The sequence below is a fragment of the Aeromonas sp. MR16 genome (assembly GCF_022549315.1).
Taxonomy (GTDB): Bacteria; Pseudomonadota; Gammaproteobacteria; order Enterobacterales; family Aeromonadaceae; genus Aeromonas; species Aeromonas aquatica.
Window position 1 is genome coordinate 143244 of record NZ_JAKZFK010000005.1, and the last position, 13553, is coordinate 156796.

The 13553-nt window shown below is 62.6% G+C and carries 10 protein-coding genes; 2 read left to right on the forward strand and 8 right to left on the reverse strand.

Annotation, left to right across the window (positions count from 1 at the left end; translation table 11 throughout):
- Window positions 1–251 precede the first annotated feature (251 nt).
- Window positions 252–2741 carry a PBP1A family penicillin-binding protein gene (locus MM194_RS06455; RefSeq protein WP_033131007.1) on the forward strand — a complete coding sequence of 830 codons (2490 nt, stop codon included), beginning with the start codon at window positions 252–254 and terminating at the stop codon, window positions 2739–2741.
- Between the two features lie 66 nt (window positions 2742–2807).
- Here the strand turns inward: MM194_RS06455 and oxyR are convergent, their stop codons facing one another.
- From oxyR to MM194_RS06475, 4 genes are all read right to left on the reverse strand, one after another.
- A complete protein-coding gene (oxyR, locus tag MM194_RS06460; RefSeq protein ID WP_033131006.1) occupies window positions 2808–3704 on the reverse strand; it encodes a DNA-binding transcriptional regulator OxyR in 897 nt (298 codons plus the stop codon).
- A gap of 163 nt (window positions 3705–3867) precedes the next feature.
- Complete coding sequence (locus MM194_RS06465) at window positions 3868–5505, reverse strand: methyl-accepting chemotaxis protein (RefSeq protein WP_241343071.1); 1638 nt, start codon at window positions 5503–5505, stop codon at window positions 3868–3870.
- Window positions 5506–5665: 160 nt separating this feature from the next.
- Entirely contained in the window at window positions 5666–6316 is a 651-nt protein-coding gene (locus MM194_RS06470) for a DsbA family protein (protein ID WP_241343072.1), read from the reverse strand.
- A gap of 82 nt (window positions 6317–6398) precedes the next feature.
- On the reverse strand, window positions 6399–7256 hold the full coding sequence (locus MM194_RS06475; RefSeq protein ID WP_241343073.1) for a Vmh family MBL fold metallo-hydrolase: 858 nt from the start codon (window positions 7254–7256) through the stop codon (window positions 6399–6401).
- Window positions 7257–7379: 123 nt separating this feature from the next.
- On the opposite strand from MM194_RS06475, the gene MM194_RS06480 reads away from it, so the two are divergent.
- Window positions 7380–8282, forward strand: a complete 903-nt coding sequence (locus tag MM194_RS06480) for a LysR family transcriptional regulator (RefSeq protein ID WP_033131002.1) — start codon at window positions 7380–7382, stop codon at window positions 8280–8282.
- A 48-nt stretch (window positions 8283–8330) separates the two neighbouring features.
- On the opposite strand, the gene MM194_RS06485 is transcribed toward MM194_RS06480, so the two are convergent.
- From MM194_RS06485 to MM194_RS06500, 4 genes are read right to left on the reverse strand one after another with little or no spacing between them, the layout of a single operon-like run.
- Window positions 8331–9113, reverse strand: a complete 783-nt coding sequence (locus MM194_RS06485; protein ID WP_033131001.1) for a BPSS1780 family membrane protein — start codon at window positions 9111–9113, stop codon at window positions 8331–8333.
- Window positions 9114–9150: 37 nt separating this feature from the next.
- Window positions 9151–10194: a fimbrial protein gene (locus tag MM194_RS06490; protein WP_033131000.1), complete on the reverse strand. Its 1044-nt coding sequence runs from the start codon at window positions 10192–10194 to the stop codon at window positions 9151–9153.
- The gene (locus tag MM194_RS06495; RefSeq protein ID WP_241343074.1) at window positions 10187–10915 is read right to left on the reverse strand and encodes a molecular chaperone; all 729 of its coding nucleotides are present in this window, start codon (window positions 10913–10915) and stop codon (window positions 10187–10189) included. The genes MM194_RS06490 and MM194_RS06495 overlap by 8 nt, the downstream gene beginning before the upstream one ends.
- Window positions 10912–13491 (reverse strand): fimbria/pilus outer membrane usher protein, encoded by a 2580-nt coding sequence (locus tag MM194_RS06500; RefSeq protein ID WP_241343075.1) that lies wholly within the window; start codon window positions 13489–13491, stop codon window positions 10912–10914. The genes MM194_RS06495 and MM194_RS06500 overlap by 4 nt, the downstream gene beginning before the upstream one ends.
- Between the last annotated feature and the right edge of the window lie 62 nt (window positions 13492–13553).

Here is a 13553-nt window from a genome sequence, read left to right on the forward strand (position 1 = left end):
CTCATCACGAGGTGATGACTTACCTCAATATAATGCTCTATCTATCAATGTCATAAAGTTTATGTCAAAAATTGACGCGGCTCTCCTTTCGGCCATGGCCGCCGCCCCCTTGGTAATTGCGCCATGGAATGCTACCCTCGCGCCTCTTCTCGAGGTCAGGGTCTGTGGACAGGAAAATCTCGAATCTGCGGGGGTAAAAAGGCTATACTCTGCGCCCGTTGGCTAATTTTAAGACGATTGGTAGTTCTTCCATGCTGAAATGGCTCGTTCGCCTGTTTATTGTCATGATGCTGGGTGCAGCGCTGGGTGTTGCCAGCCTCATCGGCATCTATTTCTACATCAAGCCCCAGTTGCCGGATGTGAGCGCACTGCGCGACGTCAAGCTGGCCACCCCGATGAAGGTGTACAGCCGGGATGGGGAACTGATCTCCCAATTTGGCGAAATTCGTCGCATCCCGTTGCGGCTGGACGAGATTCCCCAGCCCATGATCGATGCGGTGCTCGCCACCGAGGATGCCCGTTTCTATGAGCACCCGGGTATCGATCCCATCGGCATCATCCGTGCCGCCACCGTCTGGGCCGTCTCCGGCCAGGCCCGTCAGGGCGCCAGTACCATCACCCAGCAGGTGGCCCGCAACTTCTTCCTGAGCAACGAGAAGACCATTGTGCGCAAGGTCAAGGAAGTGTTCCTGGCCTGGCGCATCGAGCAGAATCTCTCCAAGGACGAGATCCTGACGCTCTATCTCAACAAGATCCCGCTCGGCTATCGGGCATTCGGGGTCGGCGCCGCCGCGCAGGTCTATTTTGGCAAGGAGGTCAAGGATCTGACCCTAGACGAGATTGCCATCATCGCCGGCTTGCCCAAGGCGCCTTCCATGCTCAACCCCATTCGCTCCCCCGAGCGCGCCTTTGCGCGCCGCAACGTGGTGCTGGGGCGCATGCTGGAGACCGGCAAGATCACCCAGGCCCAGTTTGATGAAGCCTCCAAGATGCCGATCAAGGCCCGCTATCACGGCGCCGAAACGACCCTCGATGCCCCTTACCTGAGCGAGATGGTGCGCCAGAAGATGGTGGAGCAGTTTGGCGAAGACGCCTACACCATGGGGCTGCACGTCTACACCACCGTCACCGCCAAGCGTCAGCGCGCCGCCCACCAAGCACTGCTGGACGGGGTATTCGATTACGACACCCGCCATGGCTATCGCGGCCCGACCGCCTTGCTGTGGAAGGCGGGGGAGCCCGCCTGGGATTACGAACAGATCATGGCCCATCTGGCCAAGCAACCCACTTACCAGCCGCTGATGGCGGCCGTGGTCACCAAGCTGGGTGACAAGAGTGCCACCCTGACCCTCAAGAACGGCAAGCAGGCCGAGCTCGGCTGGAACGGCATCAAGTGGGCACGCGCCTTCATCACCGATGATCGCCAGAGTTATGCACCGAAATCGGCGCGGGATGTGCTCAAAGTCGGCGCCCAGATCTGGGTACGGGAGAAAGGGGAAGAGCTGCTGCTGTCCCAGATCCCCGACGTCAACGCCGCCCTGGTCGCCATGAACCCGCAGGACGGGGCCATAGAGGCGCTGGTCGGCGGCTTCAGCTTCGAGCTGTCCAAATTCAACCGGGTCGATCAGGCCCGTCGCCAGGTCGGCTCCAACATCAAGCCCTTCCTCTATGCCACCGCGCTGGAGCAAGGCTACACCCTGGCCTCCCTGATCAACGATGCGCCGATCAACCAGTGGGATCCCGCCAAGGGCCCCATGTGGCAGCCCAAGAACTCCCCGGCCATCTATGAAGGCCCCACCACCCTGCGTCTGGGGCTCGCCAAGTCCAAGAACGTGATGTCGGTGCGGCTGATGCGCGCCATCGGGCTGGATACCTACATCGACGGCCTGACCCGTTTCGGCTTCGCACGGGATCATATCTCCGCCAACGAATCCCTGGCGCTGGGCGCCGCCGAGTTCACCCCGCTGGAAGTGGTGCGCGGTTACTCGGTGCTGGCCAACGGCGGCTTCCAGGTCACCCCTTACTTCATCACCGAAGTGACCGACAGCTTCGGCACGCCGCTGTATCAGGCCAATCCGGCCGCCGCCTGCCGCGATTGTGGCGTGCTCGCCGCCGCCGGCCTCGACAGTGCCGATGCTTATGCCAATACGGTTGGCGACTGGAAGGCTCAGTGCCCGATAGACCCCGTGGTGCCCAACAACATGGCACCGCAGACCATCAGTGCCCAGAGCGCCTTCCTGGTGACCGACACCCTGACCACCGCCATCTGGGGTGGCAACGGCTGGCGTGGTACCGGCTGGCGCGCGGCCCGTGATCTCAAGCGTCACGATATCTCGGGCAAGACCGGGACCACCAACGAATCGCGGGATGCCTGGTTCTCCGGCTACACCCCGAATCTGGTCGCCACCTCCTGGATCGGTTTTGACAACCACCAGCGTGGTCTGGGACGGGCCGAGTTCGGTGGCGGCGCCGCTCAGCCCATCTGGATCGACTTCATGAAGACCGCGCTGCAACAGGTACCGGAGCGCAAGATGCCGGTGCCGGAGGGGGTCATGCAGGTGCGCATCGATCGCGAAACCGGTCTGTTGACCAATCGCACCGACGGCAGCACCACCGAGGAGTTCTTCAAGGAAGGGACTGAGCCTACCCGCTACGCGAGCCAGCTCTCCGACGGCAATCAGGTCTACGGTGGCGATGGCTCCAGCAGCGATGGTCCCGTCTCGACCGACGATATCTTCTAAGCAGAACCCCGACATGTAAAAAAACCGGCGCCCTTGGCGCCGGTTTTTTATTTGGCATGCCGAGCATTATCCCAGTAATGGTCTCATCAGCAGTGAGATGCGAGCGGCCAGCTCATTGAAACAGGGCCTTCGCACCGAATAATGGCGGTAAAGCAGCGAGATGGCGCGGCCCGGCACCGGATCCACCACGGGCCGGTAGCTGACACCGCCCTCCTCGGGATTGGCCGGCACGGCAAGTCGGGGGATCAGGGTCAGGCCACTGCCCGCCGCCACCATGTTGCGCAGGGTCTCGAGACTGGTGCCCTTGAAACGCTGATCCTCACCAATGCCGGCGGCGAAGCAGAAGCCCAGAGCCTGCTCCCGCAGGCAGTGGCCGTCGGCCAGCATCAGCAGCTTCTTGCCCTTAAGGTTGTGCAGTGGCACCGCCTTGGCGTGCGCCTCGGGATGCTGCTGAGGCACGGCGAGCCACATGGGCTCCTGATACAGCGGTATAGAGCCAAATCCCTCCATCCCTTCCAGCTCGGCCAGTATGATGCAATCCAGGGTCCCCTCCTCCAGCCGCTTGAGCAACGCCTGGGTCTGCTCCTCGTAGAGGTAGAACTCCAACTTGGGGAAATGTTCCCGCAGATCCTGAATGATGTGGGGCAAGAGATAGGGGCCCACGGTGGGAATGAAGCCGATGTGGATCTCGCCGGACATGGGTTCGGCAAAGTGCTGGCCGATGCTTTTCAGCTCGCGCACCTCCTTGAGCACCTTGCGGGCCTGCAGGGCCATGGCGTCGCCGGCGGGGGTGAACAGCACCTTGCGGGAGGTGCGCTCGATCAGGATCACCCCCAGCTCATCTTCCAGCTTGCGCAGCTGGCCACTCAGGGTCGGCTGACTGACGAAGCAGCGCTCCGCCGCCTTGCGAAAGTGTTTCTCCTCTTCCAGCGCTACCAAATACTCGAGATCGCGAAGGTTCATACATCCAGAATCCGGCCAATCAATGGGGCCATTAGGATGCCCAAGAACGGGCGGGGGGACAAGGGATGAGCATCAAACGGGAAGAGCCGGCCCGGCACAGCAAAACAAAACGGGCCCGGATACGAGATCCGGGCCCGTGCTAAGGGCCATCGTCAGCGGGTGCTCACACCCTGAAACGACGCACCATCTCCTGCAACTGCGTCGCCAGCAGATTGAGATCCTGACAGGCATTTGCCATCTGGGTCGCCCCGGCCACCACCTCCTCCGAAGCATGGCTGATGTTGACCACGTTGCGGTTGAGCTCTTCGCTCACCGCCCCCTGCTCCTCGGTCGCCGTCGCTATCTGGATGTTCATTTGGGAGATGCTCTCGACCGAGCCGCTGATCTCGGTGATGGAGGCCCCCGCCTCCCGCGCCGTGCCGACGGTCGCCTGCATCAGCGCCTGGCTCTGCGCCATGGTGCTGCCGGCCTGCTCCGCCCGCTGCTGCAGCTCGGAGATGATGGTGTTGATCTGGGCGGTGGAATCCTGGGTCCGTTTCGCCAGGGTACGCACCTCATCGGCCACCACCGCAAACCCACGCCCCTGTTCACCCGCCCGGGCCGCCTCGATGGCGGCGTTCAGGGCCAGCAGGTTGGTCTGCTCGGCGATGCCGCGGATCACCTCCAGCACCATGCCGATGTTGCGGCTGTCATCGCCGAGCTGGCGGATCACCTCGGCCGTGCTCTCGATGGCGGTCGCGACCTGCTCGATCCGCACTATGGAGTCGTTGACGGTATGGGCGCCCTGCTCGGCCGTGCTGCTGGCCAGGGTGGCCGCCCCCGCCGCGTCGTTGGTGTTGCGGGAGACCTCCTGCACCGTGGCCTGCATCTCATTCATGGCGGTAGCAAGCTGATTCAGCTCATGTTGCTGGTTGTTCATGCTGGATGCCGACTGCCTGGCGACCACACTGATCTCCTCGGCGGCCGAGCTGAGCTGCACCACGGAGCCGGACACCTCGCTGACCAGATCCCGCAGACGCCCCTGCATCTCGCCAAAGCCCCTGGCCAGCTGCCCCAGCTCATCACTGTTGAACTGGGCCAGGCTCAGCTCGGTCGCCAGATCCCCCGCCGAGACCTTCTGGGTCTGGGCCAGCAACAGCATGACAGGGTTGCGGATGAGCCGGGTCAGCAGCCAGGCCACCACCACCACGAACAGCACGGCGATCGAGCCGACCAGGATGTTGAGCAGCCGGGAATCTTCGTACACCCCCTTGATGGTGGTGGTCATGTCACGGGCGGCGTTGTCGTTGATGCTGCGCAGCAGCAGTGCCTGCTTGCTGACCGCCTCCAGCGCGACCAGGGTCTCCCCCTTGCGCAGGGACATGACCCGTTCCAGATCCCCCTTATGCAGGGCCGCCATCAGCTGCTCATGGGAGGTGAAGTACTGGCTGGCCGCCGCCTTGAGGGCCATGAACTCCTGCTCTTCCTGCCCCGAGGTGAACGGCATGGCGCCATAGGCCTGGGCCGCGGCGTCGAACTCCTGCCTGGCCGCCTGGTAGGTCTTGTCGTGCAACGCGATTTCCTGCTGATCTTCCCGCGCCGCTATCACCATGTTCAGCTCGGCCCGCCGCGCATCCAGCAGGGCAATCTCCATCTGGTTGGCGGCCTGCATGCTCGGGATCAGGTTGCCGGTGATCTCGGTGCTGTCACGATACAGACCCGACAACTGGGACACGGAGAACCAGGCAAGGGCGACGATCAGGACGCCCAAGACGGCGAATCCACCGCTCAGTTTCTGGCTAATAGACATGTTGTTGAACATGGTGAAGATCCTTGCCGACAAGAGACACATTCGGGACATTGGTGCCCGACATGATGACTATCCATAAATGGATATTTTTAGCTGCGTCATCCTATATCGTCGGCACGGCTCCAAGCATGAGCAAATATGGCTCTGAAAGGCACTGTTCAGACCAGATCCCTCATGCCGAGGCGTGCCCCTGCCCAATCGCCTGAGCGAGATGAGCGGCGAAGGCGGCCGGATCCCCGAGGAAGGAGGCGGTCGGCAACGAGGTGATCCGCTCACCTTGCATCAACCCCAGGGTCGGGAACCCCTGACCGCCGAGGCGGTGCAACCAGCGCTGGCTCTCCGCCAGGTGCCCGGCCAAATCCACCCTCTGGCAGGCCAGCTCGAACGCGCCTCTCGTGATGCCCTGCTCCGCCGCGAGTTCGCCCAGGTTGTCCAGGGAGCCCACCCAACGGCCATCGCGATAGTGGCACTGCTGGATGCGGTGCAGCAGCGTCAGGCCATCTCCCCCCAGCTCCTCGATCGCCAGGATGGCGCGAATGGGCGGCTCGGAATCGAGGGACAGGCCCTCGCTCAGCAGCAGCTCGTCGAAGTAGCGTGTCCCAAACGGCTGGCCGGTCAGGGCCTGGATCCGCTCGTCATGGGGGCGCACATAGTCACGCAACGCCTCTCCCATCGGCTGGCGACGCGGGCCCAGCCAGAGGCCGCCGGCATGCAGCGCGATCCCAAGGCCGGGGATCCCGGCCGCGGCCGCGAGCAGGGGTGCAGCGCCATAGCACCAGCCGCAGAGGGGGTCGTACACATAATGCAAGGTGGTTTCGTTCATAGGTTCGCTCCGGGCGCCATCAATTGAAAAAAACCGGGCTGCTGCTGCCCGGTAAAAAACACAGGGAAATGGACTCAGGCCATTACCACTTCATCTCGCCGGTATTGACCTTGGCGCCTATGGCCAGGCCGTCGTCGACCGGCAGGGCCGGGAAGGCCTGCTTCAAGCCGTCGATAAGCTCGGCCGACCCCTTGGACTTGGCCAGCACCTGCTCGAAGCGCTGCACATAGTCGCGGGTGAAGGTCACCGCCTCAACGCCCTTGGGTTCAGCCCCGAGGAAGTGACCCGGCACGACCCGCTCCGGTTTCAGGGCCAGCAGCTCATTGAGGGTCTGCACCCAGAGCGCTCGCGCCGCCTTGGTCTGGCTGTCGGCCATCCACACGTGAGTACCGCTGTATACCGGCACGCCGCCAAACGCCGTCTTGATGGAGGGAACCCAGAGGTAGGCACTCGGGGTGTTCATCGCCTTGATCTCGATCGTCTTCCCTTCCAGGGTCAGCTGGGAAGCTGTCATTACCTCTGGCACTATCAACTGTTTGGGCGCCTGCTCGGCAAGGATGGGGCCCCAGTAGGCCAGTTTGGCATCCTTGGTCTGCCTGATATGGTCGACCACGTGCTGGCTGGCCAGGATCTTGACCTCGGGGAAGGCGGCCTTGATGGGCTCAAGCCCGAAGTAGAAGTCAGGATCCCCGCCGCTGATGTAGACGGTGGTCAGCTTCTTGCCGCTCTGCTTGATCAGATCCACCAGGGCCTTGCCGTCATTGACCCCGAACTGGGCGTCGATCAGGATGGCCTCCTTGTCGCCGGTCACCAGCTCGGAGGAGACCGGGAAGATGGCCTTATCGCCGGGATTGTAGACGGTCACGGTCAGCGGGCCCGCCAGGGCGGCGCCACTGAGCAGGGTGGTGGCCAGGGTCAGGGTACGAAGTGCTGTGTTCATCGGGTATTCCTCATAAGGTCGCTTGTCATCGAATGAACACAGTTTATTGGAACTTTATGAGCGCAAATACCGCATAATGAGCGCATCACTGTTGCACAAATCGAGCATATTGGAGGGCGGAACATGGATCGACTGACGGCACTGCGGGTCTTTGTCGCTGTGGTCGAGCAGGGCAGTCTGAGCGGTGCCGGGGACAAGCTGGAGATGTCCCGCGCCATGGTGTCGCGCTATCTGGCGGAGCTGGAGCGCTGGATGGGCGCCCGCCTGCTGCACCGCACCACCCGCCGGCTGAGCCTCACCGGACCGGGGGAAGAGGCGCTGAACCGGGCAAGATCCATGCTGGTTTTGGGGGAGGAGATGGAGCAGCTCGCCATCCGCAGTGACGAGGCCCCCAAGGGGCAATTGCGCATCACCAGCAGCTACTCCCTCTCGGAAGCCTTGCTGGTCAAGGCCGCGAACGACTATCTGGCCCATTACCCCGGCACCGCCATCGACATCCTGCTGCTGGACAGAACCGTCAACCTGGTGGAGGAGCGGATCGATCTCGCGGTGCGCATCACCAACGATCTGGATCCCAATCTGGTGGCGCGCCGTCTCGGCACCTGCCACTCCGTGGTCTGTGCCAGCCCGGCCTATCTCGCTCGTCATGGGACGCCGCAACGGGTGCAGGATCTGGCCCTGCACAACTGCCTCACCTACACCTATTTCGGCAAGAGCCTGTGGGAATTTCAGGGGCTTGATGGGCCCGAGTCCGTGCCGGTGAGCGGCAACCTCAGCGCCAACATCTCCAACCTGCTGCTGGCGGCGACCCTGGATGGGGCGGGGATCAGCCTGCAACCACGCTACTCGGTGCAGGCGGAACTGGAGAGCGGCGCCCTGGTGCCCTTGCTGACCCAGTGGCGGCCCAAGCGGCTCGGTGTCTATGCCGTCTACGGCACCCGCAAGCAGATGTCCCCCCTGCTGCGCAGTTTCCTCGACTTCCTCATCGCCCGCATGGCGGACGATCCCCTGTGGCAAACCGAATAGGCGCGCAATAAAAAGGGGCCCGAGGGCCCCTTTTTATGCTGTGCTGGCTTACGCCTCGAAGCCGAACGCCTTGACTGGTGGCGGCGCGTCTGTGCACTCCTGCTCTTCCAGATAGATGTCGCGATAGGCCGCGTAGATGGAGTAGTTGATGGCCGGCAGCACCACCAGCAGACCGACCAGAAACAGGAGGGCACCGAACAGTATCAGGACGGCTCCCAGCAGCCCCCACCAGAGGAAGGGCCACATGTTGCTCAGGCAGCCCTTGAAACTCAGCCTGGCTGCCTGCCAGATCCCGACACCGTGGAAGAAGATGAGGGCGGGGGCGAAGGTGATGGCCATCAGCACGGGCACCAGCAATGCCAGCCCCAACAAAAGGCAGAGCAGGAATCTCTGCGCCTGCTCGGGTGTCACCGTCAGGGTTTCCGGATCCTGAGACAGCAAGCCGGTCAGATCCCACAGATGCAGCAGGCCAAAGCAGATCAACAGGATCAGCGTGAACAGGCAGAGCACCATCAGCCCGCCCAGCATCAGAGGCGTCAATCGGTGACGGAAACCGGAGAAGAAATCGGAGAATTGCAGAGCGTTGCCCCCGTAGCCCCGCGCCGCCACCGCCACCCAGCCGGCGCCCCACACCATGTACAGCAGCTGGGAGATGAAACCGCCCGCCGGTAACTGTTCCAGCACCAGTCCCACCAGGAACCAGAGCACTATCATGGCCACACTGACACCCATGCCCTTGTTGAAGATATCGAATCCCGTGCGGACCCAGGCCCAGCCTCGCCCTATGGGGTGGCGCCTGGGTTCGCTACGCAGGATGTTGTCACTGTTCATCATCGACCTCGTTGAAAAAAAGCAGGAAGGCACGCGATCAGGGCACGCTCACCGTGACCATGATGGTGCCAGTGTAAGCGCCGGTGCGCACCACCTGACCCGGCAACCGGGTCGGATAGAGCCTCACCTTGTAGTTGGTGTTATTGGTGGCGGCTAAATAGGGTACCGCGATGGCAGTATCAAATGGAATAGCGGTCTGGGTGTCCTGCTCGAGCATTCCGACCCCGACCCCGGCCAGACTGGTGGTGATGAAACGATTCTGGCTGCTGAGCGCCCCCCCGAAGCTATAGCTGAGCGGCACCACGTAGTCACTCGGGATCTGGCTGCAAGTGACGCTCACATTGACGCTACGCGGAGCATAGCCTCTGGGTACCTCTCCCTCGACGAAAGCACTCTGGGCCACGGCCCCGAGATCGATGGGAATGCTGGTACCGGCCGGAAACTGGCAAGTCGGGGTCGAAGTAACGCTGATGTTCATCGCCAATGTGCTGAAGGCATTGGCCGGGCTGGTGTCGGGCAGGTTGGAACGTCTTACGAACAGATAGGCGACGGTACCGTTGAAGGTTTGGGTGCCCGTCACCCCCTTGAGCAGTTTCAGGGTATAGCGGCCGCCAGTCACGTTGATCCCACCCAACGCCAGATTCACCACGTTACCGATGCAGAGGCTCAGCAACCCGCTCGAGGTCGCATTGAACGGCACCGTCTGATAACTGCCAGCCGCATTGAATTCGGCCTTGAGGCCAAAATAGGAGTTGAGCTTGATGAGGGTCCCCGAAGGATCCGCGACGGTAGGCAGGCTGGTGGAGCCCTGATAATAGACAGTAACCAACAACCCCACCGAAATCCCGACACAATCACAGGTAGCCGAGCTGGTAGTCGAGAAGGCGGTGGGACCGCTGGTCGCACCGGGCTGATAGAGGGTACTGGTGGCGGTAATGGGCCCGGTCGCCACGAAGGGGCTGGTGCATTGGCCATTGACGGCATGGGCGCCGGGCTGCCACAGCAGATAACTCAGCAGCAAGACTCCCAGCACCCAGAGGATCGGCCTACCCGGCCAATAATGCCCCGTTTGTTCAGTCATGGGTGTTGCCTCCCTGCTTGCCAAGCACAAACCCCTGCTCGTGATAGTTACCATCATCATCTATCCAGCGCATCCTCCCCTTTCCACCAGTCGTTTCGACCACCTGGATGGGTATTTGCAGCATGCCATAGGGTGGGATCAGACCCGCCTGTTGCCAGCTGGCCCTCCGTGTTTCCGTCTCGAACAGCACCTCGCTCAGGCTGATATGGAAGGGGCTCGGATTGCTGACGCTCAGCCCTTGTGCCTGTGCCTGCCAGTGGAGCCGGGTAACCGCGTCCGCCACCGCTCCCTGCAACCCGGCCGGGCGGTAGAACAGCTTGATGCGAGTGCGATAGGCCAGCTGTACGCTGGCCTCTGAGCTGCTCGCCTTGGGGGGGAGCCCGAGCACATTGAGCCAGAACAGGGATTCCCTGTCCTTGGGCAGTTGGTTCAAATCCGCCCCCAGGATACGCAGCGTCTGCCCCTTGTCCGGCCCGAGCCGCATCATGGGTGGCACCACCAGAAAGGGGGTTGAAACCTCGGCCGGCCCCTGATGTTCGTTCCCCCCATCGACCCAGGCCTGCAACAAGCTGGGCTCGGCCCCTCCGTTGTGAACCATCAGGCTCGCCTCCCCACCCCCCTCATAGATCAACCGGGTACGCAGCAGGTTGAGCGCGGCCTCCGTGTTCTGCCCCCACAGCAAGGCACCCAGGACAAGACCACAGCACCAGCAACCTCTCATGATCCTCCCCCCGTCGTGACACAACGTGCGGACACCTGCTGATAAGGCACGGCCGGATCAGGCTTCGGCACCCGATAGTCCAGCCGACACTGTTGATCGGGCTCCTTGCCCCACTGAACATACAGTACGGACTGCTCGCCACGCACGAAGATGAGCCCCCCCTGCCCGACCACGGCCACCGAATCGCCCGAACCATCCATCACCTCGGCACCAAAAGGCGGAGCGCTGCCATCGGAACGCTGCACCTTGAGCAGCAACGGCTGGCCGATGTGGGTCTCGTACGCCAGCTTGACGATGGCTCCCCGACGGGGGGCCACCATCTGGGCGCTGCCGTCTATCTCCACGTCCAGCGGCAAGCCGCTCGGATCCAGGCCGATCACGTTGGTGCGATAGGGGTTGAGACCGGCCAGCACGGCGTAACCATCCCCGTCCACCTCGCTGCCGATGCCGTGGCTGACCCTGGCCCCCTGGGCGCCCTTGGCCTCCACCAGCGCCATCGTCTCACCTTGTGTCTGCCCCAGCACCCAGCCGTCTTCATGCACCAGCAGGGTGCCCTTGGCCGAGGCCACATACTGGGAGTAGCCGTCTCCCTGACTGGTTGACAGGCCGAGCTGGGTGGCCGCCGTCTGATACTGCAGGTTGGCACCATAGCCCTGATAACCCATACCACCGCCCCGGCTCTGACTGCCATAGAGCCCGTAATAGAAGCGGCCATCCCGGGCCCCCCCGTTGAGATCCAGTCTGGCGCTGTATCCCTGTCCTTCCTGATAGGAGAGAGTACTGCTCAGCCGTGGGGCTCCGAGCCGGTTCCCGATGGGAATGCTGAGACTCAACATGTATTGATCGCCGACCCCGTCGTCGAGAGAGTGGCTGGCCGAGAGCGTCAGGCTGCCCCAGTCAAAGCCCCGGTTGTATCCGAGCTGGAAACTGCTGCTCTCGGTCTGGCCACCCCAATAGTCGCGGCTGATGCCGTTGAAGTAGATATCCCCCCACTCCCCTATGGGCTGGTTGATGTTGAGCTGGAAGCGATTGCGCTCGCGCTGCAACTGATCGAAGGTCTGCGACTGCACGGCGGCCACATCGCTCAAATCCAGGTAGCCCTCGCTGGAGAAACGGTAGGCTGCCAGGGTGAAGTAGGTCTGGGTCACATCCATCTGCTTGCTGTAAGTGAGGCGGTAGCTCTGCCCGGAGAGTGACGAGGGCAGGTCGGACATGGCGGGCAGATCCCGCGCCCAGGAGCCGGTGATGTCGAGGGCCAGGGCGCCGTAGTCCGAGCCCACTGCGGCGCCGCCCAGCAGGGCTGCATAATCTTCGGCGGCTATGGTGCCGCCATACAGGGTCAGGGTGTTGGAGAAGCCGCGGCGATAGGTGCCTTGCAGAAAATCCGGGCCATCGGGACCAGACTCGTTTCGATAACGGCCAAGGGTCAGACTGAAGCGGGAGGTGTCGTCTCGCAGCATCTGTACCACGGAAGAAAATGGCAGGGTGAAGCTGCGGGCACTGCCATCCGCCTCAGTGATGGTCACATCCAGATCCCCGGCGAAGCTGGTGGCATAGAGATCGTCGATGGCAAAGGCGCCGGGGGCGACCTGGGTCTCATAGATGAGGGCACTGCCCTGGCGAATGCTGACTCTGGCATTGCTCTGGGCGACGCCACGCACCACGGGGGCAAAGCCCCGCTCAAAATCGGGCAGCATGGCATCGTCGCTGGCCAGCTGCACGCCGGTAAAGGGCACGCTGTCGAAGCTGTCCCCCGGGGTGAAATACTCCCCCAGAGTGAACTGGGCGGTCTGCCCTGTGACATCGCGCTGGACATAGCTGTTGAGGGGCTGGTAGCTGCCGCCATCATTGCCCTGATAAGAGCCGTTGTGACGCAGGCGCCAGGCCCCCAGGTTGATGCCGGTATTGAGGTTGACGCTGTTGCTGAACGGCTCGTCGACCCCGTCCTGCTCACTGTAATAGAGGTTGGCGTTATAGCCGACGAAGGCCGCATCGATCCCCTGTACCCACTGATCCGGGCCGACATAGTCGCGTCTGACCTGACCCACATACGCCTGTGGCAGGCTGAGTGCCCCGCTGAGGCTCGCCAGATCGAAGACGAAACTGGCCCCCGGCACCAGGGAAGCCACTTCGATGCAGTCACTTTCAAGCTGTTGTTTTGCCGATGCTTGATTGGGCAATTTGTCGACGAGCAGGCCCCACTGCGTCACTTGGCCCGGTTTGAAGCAAAATCGGGGCACCTTGGGATCGGTCCCCGCTCGTACCTCTACTTGCTGGCTCATCCGCTCCTTGCCGTTGATGGTGATCTCGAGTTGATAGAGGCCAAGAGGGACGAAATCGGCGCGGGCGAAGCGGGCAAGATCGATGTTCACCCCCAGGCTGTCGAGCAACCGGCTGTCAAACTCGACATCCGTGGCGACGCTATCAACCCCGGTCGCCGCCGGGCCGGGTGCGGTCTCATCCGCCATGGTCAGGGAGCCCCAGCAAAGCAAGGGCAGCCACCAGCATTCGCGAAGATGGCGCCAGGCATGGATACGGGGGAAGGACATGGATAACGGGAGAACGCTGGCAATCACGGCATACCTCCCCTCTCAGAGCCAGCAGAGGTGCAGGGAGAGGCGGCCTGGCCATCCGGCTC

Coding starts and splice junctions, on each gene's coding strand:
- MM194_RS06495 (WP_241343074.1), bottom strand. CDS start 10,915: ATGAGAGGTTGCTGGTGCTGTGGTCTTGTCCTGGGTGCCTTGCTGTGG.
- MM194_RS06455 (WP_033131007.1), top strand. CDS start 252: ATGCTGAAATGGCTCGTTCGCCTGTTTATTGTCATGATGCTGGGTGCA.
- MM194_RS06490 (WP_033131000.1), bottom strand. CDS start 10,194: ATGACTGAACAAACGGGGCATTATTGGCCGGGTAGGCCGATCCTCTGG.
- MM194_RS06470 (WP_241343072.1), bottom strand. CDS start 6,316: ATGAACGAAACCACCTTGCATTATGTGTACGACCCCCTCTGCGGCTGG.
- MM194_RS06485 (WP_033131001.1), bottom strand. CDS start 9,113: ATGAACAGTGACAACATCCTGCGTAGCGAACCCAGGCGCCACCCCATA.
- MM194_RS06480 (WP_033131002.1), top strand. CDS start 7,380: ATGGATCGACTGACGGCACTGCGGGTCTTTGTCGCTGTGGTCGAGCAG.
- MM194_RS06475 (WP_241343073.1), bottom strand. CDS start 7,256: ATGAACACAGCACTTCGTACCCTGACCCTGGCCACCACCCTGCTCAGT.
- MM194_RS06465 (WP_241343071.1), bottom strand. CDS start 5,505: ATGTTCAACAACATGTCTATTAGCCAGAAACTGAGCGGTGGATTCGCC.
- oxyR (WP_033131006.1), bottom strand. CDS start 3,704: ATGAACCTTCGCGATCTCGAGTATTTGGTAGCGCTGGAAGAGGAGAAA.